16 protein-coding genes are annotated in these 24,014 nt (G+C 63.3%); 11 read left to right on the forward strand and 5 right to left on the reverse strand.

What is annotated here, in order from left to right; translation table 11 throughout:
• Positions 1 to 89: 89 nt before the first annotated feature.
• The 5 genes from ACLLJI_RS04045 to ACLLJI_RS04065 all read left to right on the forward strand — a co-directional run bounded on the left by ACLLJI_RS04045 (position 90) and on the right by ACLLJI_RS04065 (position 10,102).
• Positions 90 to 704 (forward strand): 50S ribosomal protein L25/general stress protein Ctc, encoded by a 615-nt coding sequence (locus tag ACLLJI_RS04045; protein WP_434618208.1) that lies wholly within the window; start codon positions 90 to 92, stop codon positions 702 to 704.
• A 21-nt stretch (positions 705 to 725) separates the two neighbouring features.
• Positions 726 to 1,316 carry an aminoacyl-tRNA hydrolase gene (gene pth, locus ACLLJI_RS04050; RefSeq protein ID WP_434618211.1) on the forward strand — a complete coding sequence of 197 codons (591 nt, stop codon included), beginning with the start codon at positions 726 to 728 and terminating at the stop codon, positions 1,314 to 1,316.
• A 329-nt stretch (positions 1,317 to 1,645) separates the two neighbouring features.
• The gene (locus tag ACLLJI_RS04055; protein ID WP_434618214.1) at positions 1,646 to 4,279 is read left to right on the forward strand and encodes an AAA family ATPase; all 2,634 of its coding nucleotides are present in this window, start codon (positions 1,646 to 1,648) and stop codon (positions 4,277 to 4,279) included.
• 45 nt (positions 4,280 to 4,324) lie between these two features.
• Complete coding sequence (locus ACLLJI_RS04060) at positions 4,325 to 7,030, forward strand: LuxR C-terminal-related transcriptional regulator (protein ID WP_434618217.1); 2,706 nt, start codon at positions 4,325 to 4,327, stop codon at positions 7,028 to 7,030.
• A 366-nt stretch (positions 7,031 to 7,396) separates the two neighbouring features.
• Complete coding sequence (locus ACLLJI_RS04065; protein ID WP_434618220.1) at positions 7,397 to 10,102, forward strand: LuxR C-terminal-related transcriptional regulator; 2,706 nt, start codon at positions 7,397 to 7,399, stop codon at positions 10,100 to 10,102.
• A gap of 161 nt (positions 10,103 to 10,263) precedes the next feature.
• Here ACLLJI_RS04065 and cysC read toward each other — a convergent pair whose 3' ends face one another.
• Both cysC and ACLLJI_RS04075 read right to left on the reverse strand, forming a co-directional pair.
• Complete coding sequence (gene cysC, locus ACLLJI_RS04070) at positions 10,264 to 11,622, reverse strand: adenylyl-sulfate kinase (RefSeq protein ID WP_434618223.1); 1,359 nt, start codon at positions 11,620 to 11,622, stop codon at positions 10,264 to 10,266.
• Positions 11,619 to 12,581: a sulfite exporter TauE/SafE family protein gene (locus ACLLJI_RS04075; RefSeq protein WP_283559977.1), complete on the reverse strand. Its 963-nt coding sequence runs from the start codon at positions 12,579 to 12,581 to the stop codon at positions 11,619 to 11,621. The genes cysC and ACLLJI_RS04075 overlap by 4 nt, the downstream gene beginning before the upstream one ends.
• A 434-nt stretch (positions 12,582 to 13,015) precedes the next feature.
• Between ACLLJI_RS04075 and ACLLJI_RS04080 the strand changes: the two genes are divergently transcribed.
• From ACLLJI_RS04080 to ACLLJI_RS04105, 6 genes are all read left to right on the forward strand, one after another.
• A complete protein-coding gene (locus tag ACLLJI_RS04080; protein ID WP_434618226.1) occupies positions 13,016 to 14,560 on the forward strand; it encodes a sugar transferase in 1,545 nt (514 codons plus the stop codon).
• A 27-nt stretch (positions 14,561 to 14,587) separates the two neighbouring features.
• On the forward strand, positions 14,588 to 15,397 hold the full coding sequence (locus ACLLJI_RS04085) for a 3'(2'),5'-bisphosphate nucleotidase CysQ (RefSeq protein ID WP_434618229.1): 810 nt from the start codon (positions 14,588 to 14,590) through the stop codon (positions 15,395 to 15,397).
• Between the two features lie 4 nt (positions 15,398 to 15,401).
• Positions 15,402 to 16,310 carry a sulfate adenylyltransferase subunit CysD gene (cysD, locus tag ACLLJI_RS04090; protein WP_434621177.1) on the forward strand — a complete coding sequence of 303 codons (909 nt, stop codon included), beginning with the start codon at positions 15,402 to 15,404 and terminating at the stop codon, positions 16,308 to 16,310.
• Complete coding sequence (cysN, locus tag ACLLJI_RS04095) at positions 16,310 to 17,557, forward strand: sulfate adenylyltransferase subunit CysN (protein ID WP_434618232.1); 1,248 nt, start codon at positions 16,310 to 16,312, stop codon at positions 17,555 to 17,557. The genes cysD and cysN overlap by 1 nt, the downstream gene beginning before the upstream one ends.
• A 63-nt stretch (positions 17,558 to 17,620) precedes the next feature.
• Positions 17,621 to 18,442 (forward strand): WecB/TagA/CpsF family glycosyltransferase, encoded by an 822-nt coding sequence (locus ACLLJI_RS04100; RefSeq protein ID WP_434618235.1) that lies wholly within the window; start codon positions 17,621 to 17,623, stop codon positions 18,440 to 18,442.
• A gap of 78 nt (positions 18,443 to 18,520) precedes the next feature.
• Positions 18,521 to 19,798 (forward strand): hypothetical protein, encoded by a 1,278-nt coding sequence (locus ACLLJI_RS04105; RefSeq protein WP_434618238.1) that lies wholly within the window; start codon positions 18,521 to 18,523, stop codon positions 19,796 to 19,798.
• A gap of 137 nt (positions 19,799 to 19,935) precedes the next feature.
• Here ACLLJI_RS04105 and ACLLJI_RS04110 read toward each other — a convergent pair whose 3' ends face one another.
• The 3 genes from ACLLJI_RS04110 to ACLLJI_RS04120 form a co-directional block, all read right to left on the reverse strand.
• A complete protein-coding gene (locus tag ACLLJI_RS04110) occupies positions 19,936 to 21,111 on the reverse strand; it encodes an alkaline phosphatase family protein (protein ID WP_434618241.1) in 1,176 nt (391 codons plus the stop codon).
• Positions 21,112 to 21,158: 47 nt separating this feature from the next.
• Positions 21,159 to 22,646 (reverse strand): hypothetical protein, encoded by a 1,488-nt coding sequence (locus ACLLJI_RS04115; protein WP_434618244.1) that lies wholly within the window; start codon positions 22,644 to 22,646, stop codon positions 21,159 to 21,161.
• Between the two features lie 171 nt (positions 22,647 to 22,817).
• Entirely contained in the window at positions 22,818 to 23,798 is a 981-nt protein-coding gene (locus ACLLJI_RS04120) for a glycosyltransferase family 2 protein (RefSeq protein WP_434618247.1), read from the reverse strand.
• Positions 23,799 to 24,014 lie beyond the last annotated feature (216 nt).

The raw sequence follows: 24,014 nt of genomic DNA on the forward strand, positions 1-24,014 counted from the left end.
GTGTCGGCTTGGTTTAGGCCTCAGTTCCGGCCCTCGGTTTCCTGCCGGGGCCCCGCTGATCAACGAAAAACGAAATGAAGGAGTCACTCATGGCTGAGAAAGCTGTCAAGAAGGACGAGCAGAAGCTTGCCGCCGTCGTCCGCACCGAATTCGGCAAGGGTTCCGCCCGCCGTGCGCGCCGTGCCAACCAGATCCCGGCGGTTATTTACGGCCATGGTGCTGCGCCGATCCACATTGCCCTCCCGGAACGCCAGACCACCCGCGCTGTCCGCGGTGCCAACGCCCTGCTGACCCTGGACATCCAGGGCGACGTGCACTTGGCCCTGGTCAAGGACATCCAGCGCGACCCGCTGCTGCAGATCATCGAGCACATCGACCTGCTGACAGTCCGCAAGGGCGAAAAGGTCATCGTTGACGTTCCCGTCGTCCTGATCGGTGAAGTCGCCCCGGGCGCCGTCACCAACCAGGAGGAAGTCACCATCTCCCTGGAGGCGGAAGCCACCAACCTGCCCAAGCACGTCGAGGTTGACATTGCCGGTCGCGAAGTCGGTGCGCACATCTACGCCGCCGACCTCGTCTTGCCTGCCGGCTCCGTCCTGCTGGCCGATCCGGAACTGCTGATCGTGAATATCTCCGAGCCGGAAGAGCAGGATCTGGGCGAAGAGACTGAGGCTCCCGCCGCGGATGCTCCTGCTGCCGAGTAATAACCCGGCCGGTAGATCCACATGAGTAATACCTGGCTTGTAGTCGGGCTCGGGAATCCCGGGCCCGGCTACAGCCGTAACCGGCACAATATCGGCTATCTTGTCGTGGAGGAACTGGCCCGGCGGACGGGTTCCGGATTCCGCACCCACAAGGCACGCGCATTGGTGGCCGAGGGCAGGCTCGGCATCGGCAGTCCGAAACTGGTATTGGCCAAATCCTTGACGTTCATGAATCTCTCCGGTGGACCGGCCGCCGCGCTGGCAAAGTTCTTTGACTTGGACGCAGAACATGTCATCGCCGTCCACGACGAAATTGACATTCCCTTTGACACGATCAAACTAAAGATCGGCGGAGGCGAGGGCGGCCACAACGGGTTGCGCGACATGTCCAAAGCCTTGGGTACGAAAGACTACTACCGCGTGCGGGTGGGCGTTGGGCGGCCGCCGGGCCGCGCGGACGCCGCAACCCATGTCCTGAAGGACTTCTCCTCAACTGAGGCCAAGGACCTTCCATTCCTGATCCACGATGCCGCAGATGCCGCCGAGCTTCTGATTTCCGCCGGTCTGCTGGAGGCGCAGCAGAAGTTCCACGGAGCCGTACGCGAAGCTTGACGCAGCCAAACGTAAAATCATCTATTCGCTAGGCAAAAAATTGTCTTCGTAGTTGACAAAGTTGTCACGTTTCGTGATAAGTTGTTTAGTTTCGCCGAGTTAGCCGCATTCTATGGTTACTGGTGGTCCGCCGGGGTAGTGTTCGAACAAGCGCGGTGTCGTGGCGGTCCCGTGGGGTTCTTTAGCAGTGGGGGGATATTTGAATGAGGTTGCGGGCAGAAATTTCCGTGTCCGGGGATCGGGGAGCAACGGGTTTACTCCCGGGACGTCCGGACGCCATCGAACATGTCAGGACTATATGGTCCGCAGGCGATGAACGCGCCAGGGCGGTGGGGTCAGCGCGCGATGCCGAGATTGCCGCGCTGCGCCAATTCCTGGCGGACCCCGACATTCTGGGAGTACTTGTCACGGGCGAGGCAGGCGTGGGGAAGTCGGCGTTCGCTCGTGCTTGTCTGGGCCAGTCCACCAATAACCACCCCGTGTACTTCCGCGGCGAGCAATCCACGAAGAATATTCCGTATGGATATTTGGGCTTCATGCTGGCGCGGGTTCCGCCGAAGGCCTTGGACGACCCGATGTGCGTCATTCAAGGAATCGCAGCAGCCATCCGCGAGGATGCCGGGGGCAAGCCCGTTTACCTGGTCCTCGACAACGTTCAGTTCATGGACGAGATGAGCACAGCCGTCATTCTTCATCTCGTGGCCTCGGGAACCGTTCGCCTCATAGTTTTGGCCACCGACGCCAGCCTGGTCCCGCCGGACCTGCTCTATTTCCTGGATACCGGCCAACTTGTCCAACTCGATCTTGACCCTTTCACGCTCCAGCAGACCAAGACGATTCTGCACGGAACTCTGGGCCACTACGTCGGTTCCGGTGCGGCTGCGGTGCTGTATTCGCTGTCGCGGGGTAATTCGCGCGTCCTGTCTGCGCTCACCTCGGAACAACAGCGCACCGGAAATCTGGTGCTGCGCGGAGAAACCTGGGTGCTGAAGGAAATGCCCACCTTTGGTGGCAATGTGGAGGACCTTTTCAAGGCAACGTGGGCCCGCGCCGATGAAGCAACCCGAGAGGTTATTGAAGTCCTGGCGTTGGCGCGCCGGCTGCCGCTCGATGTTGCCATGGATATGTTTGGCGCCGCCGAGCTTTCCTGGATGGAGGATGACGGGCTGATCAACATCGAGGGCGCGACGCAGCAATGGGTCGCGCTGCGGGACCATTATGTTGCTGACATTGTCCGCAGATGGGTCCCGGCCGCCCGGAGCCGCGAGTTACACGCCAGGATTGTCCGTGAGCTCAAACCAGACATGTCCGCGATGAATGTGGATGACCTTCTGGCCCATGCGGCGTGGACGCAGGACTGCGGAGCTGCCCTGGAGCCGGACACGGCATTGGCCGCGGCCCGGCTGGCCGTCCAGCTTTACAACCCACAGTTTGCCTTACGCACAGCCGCAAATATCCCTCGGCTGGATCCCCTGTGGGTGGCGGGCCAGGAAGTCAAAGCCGCCGGCCACCTGCTGCTCTCCGACGCGAATTCGGCCGTGCGCGAGCTCCGGGATGTTTCAAGCTGGCAATTGGATGCGTTGCGCCCCGCGGAATACGTGAGCTACATTGTCGCACTCTGTGATGCGCTGATGCCGGGGAGCGGGGGCACGGTCGAGGTCTTGGCAGTCCTGCAGGCGGCCAAGGCAAGAATGGCGGCTTGGCGGACGGGGGCCGATGCCCGGCTGCTGGAGGAGTTGGAACGGGGCGCCCATCGGCTGGAAATGGTGGAATTCGAGGTGGCGGTCTTCCTCGGCGACTATGCCGACATTGCTGCAAGGCTCGAAGAGATCTACCGCTCGGACTCAACGGATTTGGAGTACCGGCTTTCCGCGGGCAGCCTGCTCGCGGAGGCCTGGGCCCTCACCGGGCGGGAACTTGACGCTATTGCCCTGATCGGAGAAGTCTCTTCACTGATCGGGACACTCGATTGCCCGCCGTTTCGTCGCGACCGGCTCGGCCGGCGCGAATTCCTGTGCCGGTTCTTTTTGGGCCGATGGGAGGAATGCGTGCGTATGCTTGCCGGGGTCATGTCCGGGCCCGCCGCGAAGCTGCAATATCGGGGCGGTCAGGCAGAACTGTTTAAGGGACTGGCGTGGGCGTACGCAGGCCGCGCTAACGAGGCGCTGGAACCGCTGCTGGGCGCTGTGGCGCAATTGGAACTCAGGTCCGGGAACGATCATCTATACCTCGCGTACGCGGCGACGGCATATGCCTACGCCCAGCTCGGCGACAGGCCGAGCGTGCTGAAGTATCTCGCCCGTATGGGCACTTGCACGGGACCGTACTCCTGGCTGGCGCGCTCGCTTGCCGAAAACTGTGCCCTGATGGCCAGGCTCTGGACCGGAGATCCGAATGCCGCGGCCACGCTGATCAGGAGTGCCCAAGTGGATATAGCCCGGGGGCTCGTCGTGTCTGCAGGTATTGCCCTGATGGGAGCCTCGGTTGCCGGCAGCGAGGAAGTGGAGCGGCTGATCGAAGAGACCGCAAACCGCCGGCAGGGAACGCTGGCCGACATCGGAACGCTCTTCGTGGCCGGTAACCGCGCGAAGGACCCCCGGCCCTTCCTTAAGGCCGCGGACCTGGCCCAAAGCCTCCGGCTGGATTCGGCGGAGGCAAAATTCACGGCGCACGCAGTGGAGCTTGCTCGTCAGCGCGGCGACCGGGCCACGGTCAGGGCCGCCCAGCACCGCTTGGACACCATCAAGGCCATCTTGCCCATGCGTCCGGTTGTCCACACCGACGGTTCGCTCGCGCTGACGGGTCGGGAACGCGAGATCGGGCTGCTGGCTGGCGGGGGAGCATCCAATAAGGACATTGCGCTGGCCCTGGACGTCTCCATCCGTACCGTTGAGGGACACCTTTATCAGATCTTTGCCAAACTGAATGTCAAGACGAGGGGCGAACTGGTTGGGCGCCTGTAACCGTATCGGGCGCAGCACGGCAAACCGTTGTGACAGGAATCCCGGATGATCGGCACCAAGGAGCTTGGCGGGAGGACGCTCATTGGCAGGGAACATATTATTGAGGGCGCGATCAATGCCATCCGGTCACCAGGCATGGGCGGCGTCTTTTTTATCGGCGATTCCGGTTTTGGAAAGTCGGTGACCAGCCGCAGGGTGGCAGAGCTGCTGCAGCAGGAAATGTCCGTTATGAACGTCCATGCCAGCTCATCGCTGGCCAAGGTTCCATTCGGCGTCCTGGCACCATTTTTGACTGATCTGCAGATCGAAGAAGGCAATTCGCCGGTGACCATTCTGCGGGCAATGTGGACGCGGCTGGAACAATCCCACCACCTCAAGTCACACCCCCTGTTGCTCGTTGTCGATGACGCCGACCACCTCGATGAAGGGAGCGCCACGGTCATTGCTGAGCTGGCCACTGCCGGCTGGGCCAAGGTCCTGATCACCTCGCGGCAACAGCCGGGGCCGCCGCAGGACTTGGCCAGACTTTGGTACGACGGAATCGCCGAGCGGTTTGAACTGCCGCCGCTGAGCCGGGACCAGGTCAACCAGATGTGCCAGACGGTTCTCGGGGACGTTGTGGCGGCGAGCAGCAGCGATATTCTGTGGCGGAGTTCGCAGGGAAACCCGATGTTGGTGCAGGTTCTTCTCGACGAGTCCCGCGAATCGGGCAGCCTGATGCTCCAGCGCGGTGTTTGGCTTTTTGCAGGCGATCTGCCACGCGGCAGCGCGCTCAAGGACGTCATGCGACGCCGTTTTCTGCGCCTTTCCGACGCCGAGCGCGAGGCCCTGCAGCTGGTCGCGTTGGCTGAGCCCGTAGACCAGCAGGCAGTGGTGGCCATCAGTGGCGCGGCGGCGGTCGCAGCTCTGGTGGAGCACCAGCTCATCACCATCACGGGGGATGCTGTCCGTGTCCTGCGGCTTTGGCATCCACTCTACGGGGAAGCCATCCGCACCCTGGTGTCGGTGCCGCGAAGCCTGGTTCTCCGAGCACAATTACTCACCGAGCTCGCAGAGGAACCTGAGGATACGGAAGGCTTGCTGCGGCGGGTCAGTTGGGCACTCGATTGCGGTCTGGCGGTTCCAGATCGGTTGCTGATCCGGGCGGCTACCCTCGCCAGTCAGCTTTTCGACAATGATCTGGCCCAGCGGGCGGCCGCACAGGTGACAGGGCCGGGATATCAGCTGCGGGCACAGGTCATTATGGCCAGGGCGCACTATAACCGGGGCGATTACAGCGCGGCCGCCGCCTTGCTGGAGCCGGGCTTTGCGACGGGATCCACCTTGGAGGATCTGGTCGATGGAAGCCTGCTGTGGGGCAGCACCCGTTCCGCATTGCAGCACCCGGCGGAGGAATTCCTGCGGGATGCTCAACGGCTGCGGGCCGCGGGGAAAAGGGTCGCGGCGGCCAACCAGGATGAGTCGGTGCTGATTCTGCGGGAGATCGAGGACCACAGCGCCCTGCACGAACTAATGGCGCTGTCCGCCGCGGGAGACTTCAGCGCCCTCGGAGACAAGCTTCAGGTATTGGAGCACCATTCGCAGGCGCACCTGCGGACGACGGAAACCAAGGTTTTCATCCTGGTTATGCGCGCGGAGTGGCTGTGCGCCCGCGGACTGCCCCTCCAGGCACGCGTCAAGCTGGAGCAGGCCAGCGGCCTCTTCCAAGGCGGGTCTGAACAGGTCTTTTTCTTCGCTGAATTCATTTCCCTGCGGCTGGTTCTGTGCCTGCTCGACGCCGGCGACTGGAAAGGCGTGGACGCGGCCCTGGAACGGTTTGTCGTGGACTCCGGCCGTGGGCTGATCCCCTTCGGGGGCGGATTCTACGTTGCCCGGTGCTTTCTCCTGCTTCGGCAGCAGCGGTACGCCCAGGCCCTGGACGTGGTGCTGGCAGGGGTGGAAGCCGTCCGCAACAACGATCCCCAGCAGCTCTTCCAGCTGTGCGTAGCGATGGCATTCTTTGCTTCCGCTGCACTGGGGCAGGTAGCTGCCGCCCGTCAGCTGCTGGCCGAATTCGAGGTGGCCGGACACGGCGGTCCAAAGTTGACGCGCTGGTACGCGGACGCCTTTATGGCGGCAGGCAAGGAATATTGCGCCAAGGACGGAACCGGGCTTGACGAGCTTCATGACGTGGCCGATCTGCTCTCCGATGACGCAACCAAGGCGGTGGAGCTGCAGGCGCTCTTCCTGTGCATCAGCCTTAATGACAGATCCCGGCTGCCGCGCTTCCTTTCGGTCGCAGCGGACTGCGAAGGTCCCTGGGCCGCCGCGCTGCTGGCATATGGGGAGGCACTTGACGACGGCGGCGCTGCAGCTTTCATCCGTGCGGCAGAAACGCTGCGCGCCGTAGCGCTGACGCCTTTGGCCGCGGAATGTTTTGGCGTGGCGGCCCGCCTGTCAAAACGGGATGGAGACATCCGGAACGCCGCCTGGGCGGAGGCAGGGCGGAACGGCTGCTCCAATGAACTGGGGCAGCCGCTGGCTCAGTCTCCGGAAGCCTTGAACATCCAAAAAATCCTGACGCCCCGGGAACGGGCCATTACCTCACTGGCGCTCGAGGGGCTGACGGATCGGCAAATAGCCGATCACCTGCACTCGTCCGTGCGTACCGTCGAGGGCCATCTGTACCGCAGCTATGCCAAGCTCGGCATTGCCGGGCGCCAGGAGCTGGGCTTCGTGGTCGGGCTGACGTCGCCAAACGCCCTTCACTGACCAGACCCCTTCCCTGTTGGACGCCCTGCACGGGCGTGACCTTCGCCGTGCCCTTCGCTGTCCGGTCCCGTTCGCGGTCCGGTCCGGTCCCGTAACGCGCCGTTCAATGTCGCTGCGCTGCCTGTACTCAAAGGGTTGTCATCACGCCATGGCGGCCCGGATGATGACCGCTACCGTCTGCCTGCTCCGTTGCGCCGTGACTACTTGGTCCCTAAAAGCAGGCATCCTACAGAGTACTGAGTACACCTGTTCCGGGCCGCCTGTGAAAATACTGGGAAATGGAGTACTTTCTACTCGTGCCATGGAGGCGGGACTTTCGTAAGTTTGGTTTAGCAGCACCCCCAACTGGATATGAAGGTCTCAAACATGTTGCACTCAGGTATTGCCGGCGCGGGCAAATCCATTTCACAGGATTCCGTATTTAGGATTATCCGGCAGAAGATCGAAAACTCCTCCTACTGTCGGCAACTGCTCGTCGACGACATCGTGACGGTTCTGACCGGCAGCACCAGGTGCGGGGTTATTCTCGTCGGGGAGTACGGCGCCGGTAAGACGTTTCTGACCAGAAAAGCAGCCGCGCAGTTGGGCGAGAACGCTTACATAGTGCAGGTGCGAGGCAGCTCGATGGCCTCCGAAATGCCGTACGGGGCGTTCAGCTCACTGCTTAACGATCTTGACGAAGACGTGGTGGGAAACCCATTGGCTGTCCTGCGGGGACTCACCAAGCTGCTGCGGACCAGGGCCCATGGGCGCGACATCATCCTGTGTGTCGATAACGCGCAGTACCTTGACGAGCTGACGGCCCTGGTCGTCAGTCAGCTGACCGCCAACGGAACCGTGCATTTGTTGGCCGCCTGCGAGGACCTGGCCACGGCTCCCGGCGGCATCGTCGGGCTGTGGAAGGATGGTCTGGTGCGCAGGGTGGAAGTACAGCCCTTCAGTGAATACGAAATGGCGCAGTGGCTGGTCGCCGCACTCGATGCCAAGGTCTCCCGAGCCCTGTCCGAGGCGCTGTGGGAAGCAAGCGGAGGAAATCCGCGTTTCGCGGAAGTCATCCTGCCGGAACAGATAGCCTCCAAAACGGTCGTGCAGCAGGATGGCATCTGGGTCCTCACCGGTAAGCCGTTCGAATACAGCACCACGGTCGCGGACACCGTGATGACTTCGCTTAACTCGCTTTCACAGCAGGAATGTCTGGTCATGGACGTTCTGGCGCTTTCCGGCGGCCTGACTCTCGACCGGCTGCTGGGCGTCTGTGATCCATTGGCCATCAACTCACTTGAGCAGCGCGGATATCTGGACATCACCCGGGGCGAGCCGTCCCGGGTCAGACTCTCCAACCGGCTGATCGTCCACATCCTCCGCAGCCAGGTGGCGATCGGAAGAAGCAGGGACCTCCATCACACGGTGGCCGCGATACTGGTCAAGACGGTTGTGACAGAGTCCGAAGAATTGTCCATGGCAGCGTGGGCTTTGAGTTGCGGCCTGGCCCTTGCCCCAGAGTTGGCGTTGCGCGCGGCCCGGCTGGCCAATTGCTCCGGCAACCCGGAAACCGCGCTGAACTTTGTTGCCGTCCTGCGGGACCCGGCGCAGCGGTTGGAGGCGGTCGCGGAGGAGGCCCGCGCGCTGATGGCATTGGGCGAGATTGAATCGGCCCGTTCCGTCCTGTTCAGCCAGGGCCTGCTCTCGGATCACATGCCGCTGGCGCAGTGGGTGGAGATTCAGCTCATGCGTTCCAGGCTTGTCAGGTCTTCGGAAACACAACAACCGGATCCGCAGGCAATCCTCGATGCGGTGGGGGCGCGGCTGAACCGGTGCAGCGGGAGTGAGGGATTGGACCCGGACAAGCTGGCGAATTTTAAGGAGGAGCTGATCCTGGCGCGGGCAGAACTGGGGATTTATGGCGGCCGCTACGTCGAATTTGCGGCGGAATTGGCCAGAATCCACGCGTCAGGGCGCAGCAGGGACCAAAGACGTCATGCGGGAAGCCTGCTGTGCGAAATTCAGACCCTTACCGGGCGCCAGACGGAAGCGGTCAAGCTGGCTCATGAGGTGGGCGCGCGGTCTGCCGGGTATGACGTCCTGCCGTCGCGCTGGGAGGTTGCGGACTCGGCCATACTACTGGCCATCCTGACCGGAACGGCTGCCCCGGTCCGGGCAGTTCCCGACGTTGCTATGTACTCCTGCACCTTTACGGGTGCCCGTGCGGCGGCGTTTGGCGAACTTGGAGACGGGCTGCTTTTCGCCTACCGCGGCCGCACGCAGGAGGCCCTGGAGCATCTGCTGCCGGCAGCCAGCCAGCTCCGGCAGCTGGATCCGGACGGGACTTCGGCGCTTGCGAGTGCCGCGGCAGCGTATGCCTACGCCTTGCAAGGAGACAATGACCGGGCATTGGAGTGCCTGAACAGCGGCAAACCACCGAGAGGCCGGACGTCGCGGATGCTGGCGAGCGGGTGTGCGTATTTCCAAATACTGGCCTCGGCGGAGCTGGCCTCCAAAGAAAAGGCCATCGTGAGGCTGTTCAGCCTTGCCGATCAGGAGCGCCGGTGCCAGGCATCGTCCGCCGAACTGCTGTTCGTCAATGCGGCCGTTCGTCTTGGCAGCACCACCGGTGCACAGCGGCTGGTCGATGTGGCATCGGGCATCCACGGACCGTTTGCGCAGCAATGTCAGGACTACGGCACTGGACTGCTGAGCATGGACGCCGGCGTACTGACCGCCGTGGCGGAAGCCGCCTCGGGCAGCGGGGACGACCTGTTCGCCCGTGACGCCGCCCGCGCCGCGCTGAAATTTGCCGCCGATGCCGCGGACCGCAACATGATGAGGGTGGCCCAGCAGTTCATCCGCGGGAGTCTGGAGAAGCTCGGTGGCGTCAAGCGGTCCAGCGAGGACGGGGAGGCTTTGACCGCGCGGGAGCAGGAGGTCGCGGCCTGGGCTGCGGCGGGAGTCAGCAACCGGGCCATCGCGGCCAAAATGCACATTTCTGTGCGCACCGTGGAAGGCCACTTGTATCAGATTTACGGCAAGCTCCAGGTCACGTCAAGGGCTGAACTCAAAGACACCTTCGCCTGACAGGGGCAGACCGTGAGCCCTGGCCGCAGGAGCACGGCACGCGTGGAAGAATCCGCAACCTGAGCCCTGTTCCCGTCGATATCACATTTGGCGCCCATGTCCCTCGGGGACATGGGCGCCAAGTGCGTCATCAATGCGGAGGTAACGAGGGGGCGACGGCGTCAGCGGGCTACGGTGAGCCTGGCACCGTCGAGCCTGCTATCGGCGACTGCGGGGCATGGCTCCTGCATTGATCGCTCAGGTGTCGAGCGCTCCGGTATTGCACGCGCGGCCAGTGCGTCCACGATCTGCTCCGCGGCCTCCTGGACGCCCGTGCACCAGGTATCGATGACGACGTCCGCATCCTCGGGTATTTCGTACGGTGAATCGATTCCGGTGAAGTCGGGCAGGTTGCCGGCCCGCGCCCGGGCGTACAGGCCCTTACGGTCCCGTTGTTCACATACCTGCAGCGGAGTGGAGACGTGCACCAGCAGGAACGTCCCTGCACCCGCAGCCATGGCGCGGACCTCCTGACGGGTGGCATCAAACGGGGCGATCGGCGCACAGACGGCGATCCCCCCGGACCGGGCGATGAGTGAGGCAACCCAGCCAACGCGCCGGATATTGATCTCCCTGTCTTCTTTGCTGAACCCCAGCCCGGAGGACAGGAGCCGGCGGACATCGTCTCCGTCCAGCAACGTCACGGGCCGCCTGTCGCTGTGCTGCAGGTGGCCGGCCAGCGCGCGTGCGATGGTCGATTTCCCCGAACCGGAGAGCCCGGTCAGGAAGACCACGGCACCCATGCCAGGGACACCAGCTTGCTGCGCCGGGACGCGGTCCGGCGTTTCCGCCAGTTCCGTGAAGTCCAGCAGCACGTCCGCGCCCAGATTCGCCAGAACATGCCCGCGCAGGAGACGGTCGTGCCGGTCCATCGCATCCACGGAGGTAGGCATAATCACCAGTCCGACCGAGGAATCCGGAAGCTGGGCAGCACATTGTTCAAGCGTGGTCATCAGACCCGTTACCGTGTAGCGGCCATGTGGCTGGGGTCCACAAACGGCGACGAACCAAATGTCCGCCTCTTCCCTCCTCGCTGTTGCAGCCGTCATGGCCATCTGCGCCGCCCGCGGTTGACCAGAAAAGGCGGCGAGAAGTGTCCTGCGCCCCGCCGGTTTTGGCAGCGGCCGGGTCAGCCGCAATCCTCTGGCCGGCGGGTGCTCGGCCGGGCGTAAGGGGACCAGCTCGCCGGCGAGGTTCATTACCGTGGTGGACAGGTGGGTGGAGTCGCTGATAATGAGCCGGGCCAAGGGTGTTCCATCCGGATCGGAGAGGACTAGCGCTCCGTGGATCCTTGCCGTTTCGCCCAGCCCGACGGGCACCGCCAAGGTGAAGTTGTCAGGCCAGGAAGGTGGCGCCTGTCCCGGCAGGCAATAGCCATGCGCCGGCGCGAATAACCCACCGAGCAGGAGCTCCAACTCGTCTAGTGCGGGTCCATCCAGGGCATGAACAGGTGTTGGGTCGGGACTGGTCCAGCTGGTCAATTTGATCTCCCGGTTTGTAAGGCATGGTCTGCGTTGACGGCCGCGCTGCGGCGTTGGCGGCTCTCGGTGACCGCCAGTGCCGGCAGACCGTTGAATCTGCGGATATACATCCACAGCACCGGTGCCACCATGAGGGCGGCGCCTAGAATAATTGCGGTCGGGACATTGCCCAATCCCAGCATTTTCAGTGCGGAGGCGAGCAGGACAAAGGCCAAGGCGCGCCGCACGAATCCGCCGGAGAGCCGGCTGGACAGTTGCGCTCCCAGATAGACGCCCGGGATGCTCCCCAGAACCAAGGGCAGGGTGAGGGCCAGATCCAGGTCACCAAAGACGGAGTGGCTCAACGCGGCAGCGGCCACCAGAGGTACGGCCTGGACCAGGTCCGTGCCCACCAGCTGGCTGGCCTTAAGCCCGGGATAAATCATCATCAGCCCAATGATGATGATGGAGCCCGAGCCTACCGACGTCATTCCGACGACGAGGCCGCCAATGGCGCCAAGCAGCACCGTCGGCAACGGCCGGGCCAGCACCGAAGGGCGGTCCTGGGGTGGCGTAGACCCCTGTCCGTTCCGACTGCGGGCCCGTTCCACCAGCCGCAGGAAAGAGCGCACCACCAGCAGCACGGCGGCCAGCAGCAGCGCGACGCCAAGGGCCAGTTTGACCCCTTCCTGGACCGCTTCACCGGGACCGAGCGCCTTGAGTACCAGCACCCCGCAAAACGCAGCGGGCACCGAGCCCAGAGCCAGCCATTTGACCAGGTCAAGATTGACCGTCTTACGGCGCAAATGGACAACGGAACCGATCGGCTTCATGACGGCGCTTGCCACCAGGTCGCTGGATACGGCGGCCAACGGAGGAACGCCGAAGATCAGCACCAGGACGGGAGTCATCAACGCCCCGCCGCCCATGCCGGTCAAGCCGACCACTATAGCCACGCCAAAGGCTGCGAATACCACCATTAAGTCCATAAGTGGAGATTTTGCCATTGCTCCGCGCGCGTGCACATGGGTAGTGATATGCGGTGGAGGAGTAGTCCGTCACGGCACCAAGTAGTCTCCTGCTCCAGCGGGGAGCGATACAAAGTACCCCAGCGCAAGACCACGTAGGCCCGGCTGAGAAGACGCGTAGGCGCTACTCGTGTGCGGGGCGATCGACGCCCATAGCGTTGAGGTATTCACTCAATCAACTACCGGGTACGAAGCAGGTCTCGAATTATGTGCTTACCTTCAACCTTCATCATGCTTGTCCCTTCAGCTGCACCGCAGCTCCGCCCGCACACCAATCTGCGGGCCCCCCATTCGGGGCCGATGGCGGTGGAGTCTTCTGAGACCAAGACTTCCCCCCAGCCGTCGTCGGCCTCCCCTTTTAGCAGCACCGGCTCCCGGCGCACCGCATGAGTCCCCTGGAGGACTCGGGTGCATTCGGCCTTGGGCTTGATCTCGCGGCGCCGGCACGCTACTACCCCGCCAGCCGGTCGGTGCGGTCCCGGGCAGGAGCCGCCACCGTCCGTTCGGGTGAGCAGTGGGCCACAAGGTATCACTTGCGGCTGTGCATCAGTGACGCCACGGTACTGACCACCGTTGCCATCGGAGCGCAGATTGGCCGATTCGGGTTCGGAAACCCGGACGTCAGCGTGGGCCAGTTCGGAATCGGATACGGATTCCTCTCCTTGGGGATAGCAGCGGCCTGGATGCTGGCGCTGGGCATTTACGGCAGCCGGGACGCACGTGTGGTGGGGATCGGTTCGGACGAATACAAGCGGGTCATCAGCGCTACGACCACACTGCTTGGTCTGCTGGCCATCACGTTCCTGGTTTTTAAGATTGACATTGCCAGAGGCTACTTCGCCCTGGCCGTCCCGCTGGGCGTGGGCGGGCTGATAGCTTCGCGCTGGGCGCTGCGGAACTGGCTGATGCGGCAACGCGCCTTCGGCCACTATCTTTCCCGCGTCATAGTGTTGGGCCGCCACAAGGACGTCCGCTACGTCATCAACCAGATTCAGAAGAAATCCGGGGCCGCCTATCATGTCGTGGGCGCGGCCCTGCCCGGCAGTGACCCGCGGCTGAGCGTCGTCGTCGGCCCCACCGCCGTACCCGTCGTGTCCACCATTGACTCGGTGGTGGACGCCGTCCGCCGTTTCGAAGCGGACGCCGTCATCGTGGCCGGCCCGCTGAAGGGCGGCAGTGATTACATCCAGAAACTGGGCTGGCGGCTCGAAGAATCCAGAACCGAACTTGTCCTGGCCACCGGACTGACCAACGTGGCCGGACCCCGTATCCACTCCCGCCCGGTGGAGGGACTGCCGCTAATGCACGTGGAACTTCCGCAGTACGCGGGGGCAAAACATGTGGTCAAGCGCCTGCTGGATGTTGTTCTCTCCGGCTGCGCCTTGCTGGTTCTCGCTCCGCTTTTTCTGGTCCTCGCCGTGCTGATCCGCCTTGACAGTCCGGGACCGGTGCTTTTCCGCCAGGAACGGATCGGCCGGGCCGGGGAGAAGTTCGTGATGTTCAAATTCCGATCCATGGTCGTGACGGCGGAGGAGGAACTGGCCGGGCTGCTCGGGCGCAATGAGGGCGCCGGACTCCTCTTCAAGATGAAGGACGACCCGCGCGTGACGACCACCGGCGAATGGCTGCGAAGGTATTCGCTGGACGAACTTCCCCAGCTCTGGAACGTACTGCGCGGGGACATGAGCTTGGTCGGCCCCAGGCCACCTCTGCAGCGCGAGGTTGACGGATACAAGGATCGGGTCCACCGCCGCCTGTACATCAAACCGGGCCTAACGGGTATGTGGCAGATCAACGGCCGCTCCGCTCTGAACTGGCAGGACAGCGTCCGTCTGGACCTGTATTACGTCGAAAACTGGTCTCTCACCGGCGATCTCATTATTCTCTGGCGCACCGCAAGGATGCTCAAGAATCCTGTTGGCGCCTACTAACCGCAGCACCGAAAACCAGGGGGGAACATGTTATTACTCAAGCGGGACACCGTTCGCAGCGCAAAATTGTCCGACGACGATCTGGCCTGTGAGCTTGCAGAAGGTGCGGGAAAGGCACTCCTCGCGCTGCAGCGCCGGGAGCCGCACGACGGTAAGACACCACTGGGAGTGGTGGGTGACAAGCGCTCGCAGGAATATCTGAGAAAAGCGCTCCAGCAGGCGCGGCCCGGGGACATGGTGCTCTCGGAGGAAGCAACAGACAACCCGGCGAGGCTGAACGCCGACCGGGTGTGGATCATCGACCCGTTGGACGGAACGCGGGAATTCTCCGAAGGACGGGGGGACTGGGCCGTCCATGTGGCGCTCTGGTCAGCGGGCGAGCTGGTCACCGGGGCGGTGGCATTGCCGCGACTGGACATGGTCTGCAGCTCCGCGCGGCAAGGCCAGGTGTCCGCACCGCATGCGCCGTTGCGGATGGCGGTTTCACGCAGCCGTGCGCCCGAACTCGCGGCCCAGGTGGCCGGACAAATCGGCGCCCAGCTGATTCCGATGGGATCGGCAGGATACAAGGTCTGCGCAGTGGCGAGCGGCGAAGTGGATATTTACCTGCACGACGGCGGCCAGTACGAATGGGATTCGGCGGCGCCTGTCGCGGTGGCCCGGGGTGCCGGACTGCATGCCAGCCGGATCGACGGGTCGCCATTGCGCTACAACCAACCAAATCCCTATTTACCCGATCTGCTGGTGTGCAGACCGGAACTGAGCGGGGCGCTGCTTCGGCTCATCGACGAGACCAGGCTGACCAGTAGCCGGTCGAAAGGAAACGCAGGTGAGTGACGTGATGGAGAGCCCCAGGCGGATTTTGTCGCAGCTCGAGGTATTGGAATCAGAAGCGATCTATATTATCCGGGAAGTTGTTGCCGAAATTGAGCGGCCGGCCCTGATGTTCTCCGGCGGCAAGGACTCCCTGGTCATGCTGCACCTGGCCAGGAAGGCGTTCGCCCCGGCGGCCGTGCCAATGGCCATCCTGCACGTGGACACTGGACATAATTTCCCGGAGGTGCTGGATTTCCGCGACAAGATCGTAGCGCAGTATTCGCTGAACCTGGTGGTGGGGTCCGTCCAGGATGCCATTGACCGGGGGACGGTCAAGGAAGAGCCCAACGGAACCCGCAACCGTACGCAGACGCCGGTGCTGCTGGAAACGGCGGAAAAGTACGGATTCAATGCACTGTTGGGCGGGGCGCGCCGGGATGAGGAAAAGGCGCGGGCCAAGGAACGCATATTCTCTTTCCGGGACGAGTTCGGCCAGTGGGATCCAAAAAAACAACGGCCGGAACTGTGGAATCTGTTCAACGCACGAGTGCATGTGGGGGAGAGCATCCGCGTCTTTCCGCTGTCCAATTGGACCGAGCTGGACATCTGGGAGTACATCGCGGCAGAGGGCGTCGAGGTGCCGTCCATCTATTACGCCCACGAACGCGAGGTGTTCGAACGCAATGGCATGTTGTTCGCCGCCAACGAATTCTGTCGGCCGATGGCCGCGGAGCCGACCTTCATGGAGTCGGTCCGATACCGCACCGTCGGCGACGCCACGCTGACGGCAGCCGTCCGCTCCCAGGCGGACACCGTTGAGAAAGTCCTTGACGAAGTTGCCTCCACCCGCATCACCGAACGCGGCGCAACCCGCGGAGACGACCGGGTCAGCGAAGCAGCGATGGAAGACCGAAAGAAAGAAGGCTACTTCTAATGGATCTGCTCAGATTTGCGACAGCGGGGTCGGTCGACGACGGCAAGAGCACCCTTATCGGTCGTCTGCTCTATGATTCCAAATCCATATTCACAGATCAGCTTGAGGGCGTGGAGCGTGCCAGCCGCGAGATGGGGTCCGAATACACGGAACTGTCGCTGCTCACCGATGGGCTCCGGGCCGAACGGGAGCAGGGCATCACCATCGATGTTGCCTACAGATATTTCGCCACGCCCGCACGCAAGTTCATCATCGCCGACACCCCGGGCCACATCCAATACACGCGCAACATGGTGACGGGTGCGTCCACCGCAGATCTGGCCATCGTGCTGGTTGACGCCCGCAAGGGACTGGTGGAGCAAAGCCGCCGCCATGCCTTCCTGGTCTCACTGCTGCAGGTCCCGCACCTCGTGCTGGCCGTCAACAAAATGGATCTGGTGGGGTACTCCCGGGAAGTATATGAGAACATCCGGCGGGAATTCACCGAATTTGCGGCCAAGCTGCAGATAGCAGATCTGACGGTTATTCCGGTATCTGCGCTGCACGGCGACAACGTCGTGGACCGCTCGGAGAACATGCCCTGGTATGAGGGCGCCTCGCTGCTCAATCACCTGGAAAACGTGTACATCGCCAGTGACCGGAACCTGGTGGACGGGCGCTTTCCCGTCCAGCATGTGATCCGGCCGCATTCCAGCCAATTTCATGATTACCGCGGATACGCCGGGAAAATCGCCGGCGGAGTGATGCGCACGGGAGACGAAGTCATCGTCCTGCCCAGCGGGCTGCCGAGCCGGATCAGCTCCATTGAAACCGCTGATGGCCCGGTGGACGAGGCGTTTGCGCCGATGTCCGTCACGGTCCGGTTGGAAGACGACATTGACATTTCCCGCGGCGACATGATCTGCCGCCCGAATAACCAACCCAGAATCACCCAGGACATCGACGCGATGGTGGCTTGGATGAGTGATGAACCCATGCGGCCCGGTCAAAAACTTGCCCTCAAACACACCACCCGCAACACCCGGGCCCTGGTGAAATCGGTCCAGTACGAGCTTGATGTGAATACGCTGCACCGCAACGAATCCTGTGCGGAGCTCAAGCTCAATTCCATCGGGCGGGTACGGCTTCGCACCACGACACCATTGCTGACCGATGAGTACCGGCGCAACCGTGAAACGGGCGGTTTCGTCCTGATCGACGAACACACCAACAACACCGTCGGTGCCGGCATGATCGTGCACGCCTAGGGGACACTCCCTAAGTTTGTACACGCTCGAATTTGGCACCATATCGAAGCAGGGGGCAGCACCATGGTGAAAGCAATATCCACATCCCGCGTCATTCTCGGCGGCGCGGAAGTGGACCTGATGTCCTTTGACGCCGCCGTGGACATGGTGTCCGACCGGGCTGCTGTTCCGGGCCCTCTGCCGATGGCGGTCGTCTCCGTCAATCTGGACCACATCAAGCACTTCGGTGCCGGCGGCACGCTCAACCTGGGAACCGGAGACCGAGGGACCCGCGCCAGTGCCGTACCGGCCGACCAGCCGGCGGTCCAGTGGCTCAGTCTCCTGGACGGCGCGCCGCTGGTCGCGCAGGCCAAACGGATGACGGGGCAGAACTGGCCCCGACTGGCCGGCAGCGACCTCATCGAACCGCTGCTGGATCGGGCGGCCACGCGGGGCCTTCGGGTTGGATTTCTGGGCGGGACCGAGGAAACCCATGAACTCCTCAAAGGCAAACTCGCGGCTATCCGCCCCGATTTGGTGGTCGCCGGATGGTGGGCGCCTGCCCGTTCCGAGCTCTCCGATCCGCAGGCCTGTCGGCGTTTCGCCGAGGAGATTTCGCACGCGGGGGTGGACATCCTGGTGGTCGGATTAGGAAAGCCGCGGCAGGAAGTGTGGATCAGCCAGTACGGGGCCCTGACAGGCGCCCGCGTCCTGCTGGCCTTCGGCGCCGCGGTTGATTTTCTCGCCGGTCGTGTGGCGCGGGCCCCCCAATGGGTCAGCGGCCACGGTCTCGAGTGGGTCTGGCGGCTGGTGCACGAACCCCGCAGGCTGGCCCGTCGCTACCTGGCCGACGGACCGCCCGCTTACGGCCGGCTTCGGCTGAACAGCTCAATCCCCGCTCCGTAACAGCGCCGCCGAAGTTTGGTCCCGGCCACGGAGTCAGCCACCCGCAACACAAGGCCGCCGATCCGGCAGGAGAAAAAAATGCAGAAAATGCAAGGCACGGAACGGATTATCACAGGCGCCGGCGGAACACCGCTGGATTGCCTGGTGGAACAGCTGTGGTCCACACCCGTCCGGACCGGGCAGGCGCGCGTCGTCGTCGATGCGGCGCCGAACAGCCAATGGGCGGATGCGGAGACGTATTGGGTCCTGCCGTCGCCCGCGAAGGCACGCCTGCTGATACCGCGCCGCAATCCCCGGGTCACAGCGGCAGCACTGAGGAGCTATCGCGCGCTGCGGCCACCGAAGGTCCGGTGGGCACGGAACGCCTTGGGCCTGGTCGCCAGAGCGGGGCTGCCGCCGGCGTTGCACACGCTTTCCGTTCAAAGGCCCGTGGTGGCCGGATCACCACGGGCAGAAGCTTGCCTGCCGTTGGAGGAAATCACCTCCTGCCTGGAACTGGGTCCGCTGTCCGCGGCCATAGGGATCCGGCTTGGCGACAACCGCAAGCCGACGTTGCAGCTTTTCGACGGCGACGGCCGGCCGGCCGGTTACGCGAAGCTGGCGTGGAATGAGACAAGCCGCGAGTACATCCAGACGGAGGAAGCCGCCCTGACAGCGTTGGCGACCGCTTCCGGCCCGACCCGAGTTCCCCGACTTCTGGGTACCGGAAAGTGGGACGGATTTCCGTACCTGATCACCGAACCGCTGCCGGAGAACGTCAGAGCGGTCCGCGGAAACGTCGGCCGACCTACGCCGGCGGAGATGTTTGCGCTCACCCCGGTGGAGCGCATTGGGACCGTATCGTCGACCGGTCACTTCCGCGCGCTGAGTCAACGCCTGAGAGCTCTTCCCGACGGTGCGGAGCAGGCGCTGCGGGCAGCGGCCGCACAGACCGAGCGTATGGTTCTGGCCAGGGACGCCGCCCTTCCCATCACCCGCCGCTGGCACGGCGACCTGGTGCCGTGGAATGCCGCACGCGAACCCGGGGGACAATTGTGGTGCTGGGACTGGGAATCGGCGGAGCCGGATGCCATCGCGGGACTCGACGCTCTGCATTGGGCGATCAGTGTCCGCAGGGAAGCAGGAACCGGCACGGTGGCAGGAAACCTGGCGCGTTCGCTCGAGGATTCGGAGCTGTACCTGCGGGCCGCCGGCGTACCGAAGTCGGCGGAGGGCGATCTCGCCGCCGTGTACGCGCTGGTGGTGACCGAGCGTGCCTGGACGCTTGCCGTGCACAATGGCGGCTGGCCCTCCTCCTGGATCTCGCAGCAGGACCTGATGGACGTTCTTGCTGCGGCGCGGACGCTCATGCGCTGACCCGATTACCTGCACGGCAGGCAGTGCAACGCTGGCGTCAGCCCGTTGTGCTGGCAGCGCTGCCTTGCGCTGCTGACGCTGCCTTGCGCTGCCTTGCGCTGCCTTGCGCTTCGTCCGTCGCGGTGCATGGGGGACCGTCAGGGTACCGAATTGTAGACGTCAGTGCCGAACCGGTGTTGTCCAAAAGCTCCTGCATAACCGAGGTAGGGGAGCGAGAAAATGTCTTCTATGCTGGCCAGCAGGCCGTAGTGGTTATAGACCGTGTCCGAGGTGGTGCCACCCTTGATGTGCGGTGAGAGCACCAGCGCGCCCACCAGGCCGCCGCCGATGCCGCCGGGCACGGTGGCGACCGGCGTCGAACTGGCCGTGCAGCAGGTATAGGCATCCGGATCCACGATGTCCTTTTCATCGGATTCGTCAAAGGTTATGACCAGGACACCGTCCTGTCGGAACGCGGGGGAGTCGGTGATCCGGGGAACCCACTGTTTGAGCCAGGTGTCAATGGCCTGGAGACCGCCGGCGCGGCCATCCACGCACGGTTTGTCGTGGCCGTCGCTGCACAGGTTCGGCGTGATATAGGACAGGTTGGGGGTTGTCGCGGCGGAGGCCAGATCGCCGGTCAGTGCATCGAGATCAACAACGTTGGCGGCACATTGCGGTGATCCCGTGATCCCGGCGAAATAGACGAAAGGGTTATGGCGGGCGGCATATTGGTCCCCCACCACGGCCTTCTTCGTGTCGTCCGCCGCACCCAGCTCGGGGTGCCGGCAGGGGGTTTTCATATCCTCCATGTACCCCTTCCAGGTCTTCCCAGCTGAGGTCAGCTGGTCGGCCACGGTGGGAACGGCTGCGGGGTAGACGCATCCGGTGCCGACCCATTGACCGGGCGGCACGGTGCCGGTGTCGGCGAATTTGGAATATACGGCGCAGTCCTTGAGCGTTCGGGTGTTGGGGGCCTGGCCCGAAATCTGCGCGATGTAATTAGGCAACGAACTGTGGGCGATCGAATAGTAGGACGACAGCAGCACGCCCTGGCTGCGGAGTGTTTGGGAAAGATATGGGGCGCCGGAATCCGATCCCCAGACCCGGCTGTAGCCCTTGTTCTCCAGATTGATCACAAAGACGTGGTTAATCCCGCTGGACGGAGCCGGTGGGGTTACCGATGCCGCGGGAGCTGAACCTACCCGGCCGGCCGCCAGCGGAACAAGAGCCAGCAGCACGAGGACAATTGCCGCCGACAGTGCGATCCGGAAGGACAGCATCGAACTGCCCGGATTTCCAGCCACTGTCTGTTCCGCGCTTCTATCGCTCATCGGTGCAGCCCCCATCTGTGTTCCCCATGCGGATCAACGCTGGCACCTCAGCGCCGGGCAGAAACCGCATCCCGGCCCGGGACCTCCAGCGTTGCGGGGTGTGATGTCTCGTGGGTATCAGTGATGGTCCTGCCACGCTGCAGCAGGACGACGCCGAGCAGGACGGCACCTACCTCGTCCAGTTGCGCCGCTCCGGCGGCCAGGTCATCCGCGCGGCTGCGCAGCCGTTCCGCGACCATCACGCCTGCCCCCGCCAGCCTTCCGGCGGCCAGCCGGCTGGCGTATGGAGCATCGGCCGGCAGCGCCAGGATAATGACCGTTCCCGGCTTGCGGCCCGCCGTCCGACGGCGCACAACTCCCGTCACCAAATCATCGGCTCCGTCATGGGTCCCCGTCCGGTCCGGCCTGGTGACCTTCAGATGCGGGATCCGCAGCGACCCCAGAATCTCGGCTTCTTCGTCCGAGTCGGTGGTGTCAGGGACCAACTGGAGCCCATCGCGCAGCAGCGTCATGTACATTTCCGATGTCCCCATGACAACGAGTTCGACGTCGGCCCCGGTCTGCGCCATGACGACGGCAAGATTCGGGGCAACGTCCGAGAGCCCTCCCTGGGTGGTATCAATGACGGTGAGGGCCTCCAGACTTGTCCCGGCGGACGCAAGCATCCGCTCACGGATCATCCGGAACTCGTTCACGTCATCGCCGCGTGCCGGGATAGTGCCCCTGGATCCGTCCAATTCCGCGAGTACGGGACCTGCACCGACCAAGCCGACGTCATAGCCGTCCAAAATCCTCCGGTTGAAGGCGTTCCGGATGAAGGCAAGAATGACACCCAGCACCAGGCCGACCAGCAGACCGGATGCCAGGAACGTTGATGTCTGCGGCTGGACCGAGACAGGATTTTCCGCCGCCGGGGTCAGAACCGAGCCGCCCGTCGTGTCGATGGCAGTGAGCTGGTTGATTTGATACTCCACGCTGGAGATACGCCCGCTAAGGGCCGACCGATCCGCCAATGCCGTCGCGCCCATCACCGCGTTCAGCGAGGTCAACTGTTGTTGGAGCTGGTTGATCATCTTCGTCTTGCGGGCGTCCGCCTCGCTCTGCCTGTACAGCAAATAAGAATTGGCGAGCGCATCCGCACCGGCCCGCGCGCGTTCAGCCGAGGAGGACGTATAAGAGATCCGCACGGTCGTGGCGTTAAGACCAGCGGTCACGCTCACGCCGTCGCGCAAAGCGGCAGCATCGTCACCGCCCTGGAGCGTCTGGGCAGCATTATGCGCTACGACGTAGGAACTGGCCAGCTGATCTTCGGTCGCGGCATCAAGCAATCCGGACGCCGGGCGGGAGGGGTTGAACGGATCGGAAACAATCACGTTAACATTCACCAGCGTCGAAGCCATGACTCTGCTGGGTACCAGGTAGAGGAATGCAACGACTGCCAGTACGCCCAACAGCGCCATGGCAACAATGATCTTCCATTGCCTTTTCAAAACTACAACATAGTGGCCGATACCCACCGAAGGTTTCTCATTCATGCCATCCTCATTCTGCCGCTGACCGAAGTCAGGAATTTCCCCAGCTAAAACTCATTTCCAGCTTTCAGAGCTGTACTGCTACGAGACTATGGCCCAGATCTCCGAGGAAGGTCCTCGTGACGCAAAAAGTGGCCGTGTTGTAATCTGTCGTCCTGACCTTTGCGCAATTGTTCAGATCCCGTGCCCGCGTCGCTGCAGGGAATCCAAGACACGTTTGTCCGAAACAACCCCCGTCGCTACGGCCAACGCCAGAACCGCTCTGGGCTCGCGCCAGTTGGCGCGTATTGAGCGTCCCGCCCATCGCAGGGCCGCGCGCCGTTGTCCCAGCGCCGCATGACCAAAGGCAAGCTGACCATACACCCTGCCGGCACCAACGCCGTTCGTGCGAATGTCCTGGTGATGATCGAGCATCCACATATGGGCGACGTTCTTTACCTCCCATTGCTGGTAAAAGTACGAGGAACCGCCCCATTGGACGCGGATGAGCGGCTGGTCGACGTTCACAATGGCCCCGTGGCGGGTGGCCCGCAGGAGCAGATCCCAGTCCTCGCACATGCTGTTCGGAATCGTCTCGTCGACCATGCCAATTCCGATCAAAGCCTCACGATCGGCCAAAAAAGACGAGGAATGGACCATGGACATCCTGGATCGGAGCAGGTCCTCGTGCCGAATGGCTTTTGAACCGGCCAGACGGACCGCCGTATGAGCACCGTAATCGACCACCATTGCCGTGGAGGCGAATGCAGCCCCCGGCACCTGCAGCAGGGCGATGGTCTGCAGCCGCAGCTTGCCCGGAAACCAACTGTCGTCGTCGTCGCAAAAGGCTACCAATTGCGTGACCGAACTGACAATGCCCGTGTTGCGTGCACCCGCCAGACCCGGGGTCCTGGAGTTTTCCTGCACCCGGACCTCCCGGAACGGATCCTGCCGCACTAGACCGAAATCCAATGCGCAGCGGTCATGGACCACGTGTACGGTGATGGGGCCAGGATAGTCCTGGGTCAGGATCGAATCCAGCGCCCGGCGCATGAGCTCGGGGCGGTTATGCGTCACCAGAACCACGCCGACATGCGGCAATTGCGGCCCAGATACGCCGGCGGGAATGTCGGTCTCCGACGGGCTGTGCCCCCCGGCATCAGCGTTGCTGCTCACGATTCCCCCTTCCATCAAGATGATATTGGGGCGAGCCTAGCAGCGAAATAGTTTTCTGCCTCCGGGTAGCGGATGGGCCTGGCCGCGTAGCGGATCGGCCCGTCCGGGTAGCGGAAACGCCGTGCCGGGGCGCCCGGTAGGACATGGAGCGGCCTTTAGCCCAGGATGTGGGTACAATGCGAACAATGGAACCCGGGCTGTGCTTTGCTCACCGGG

The organism is Arthrobacter sp. A5 (genome assembly GCF_051131705.1).
Lineage (GTDB): Bacteria > Actinomycetota > Actinomycetes > Actinomycetales > Micrococcaceae > Arthrobacter_M.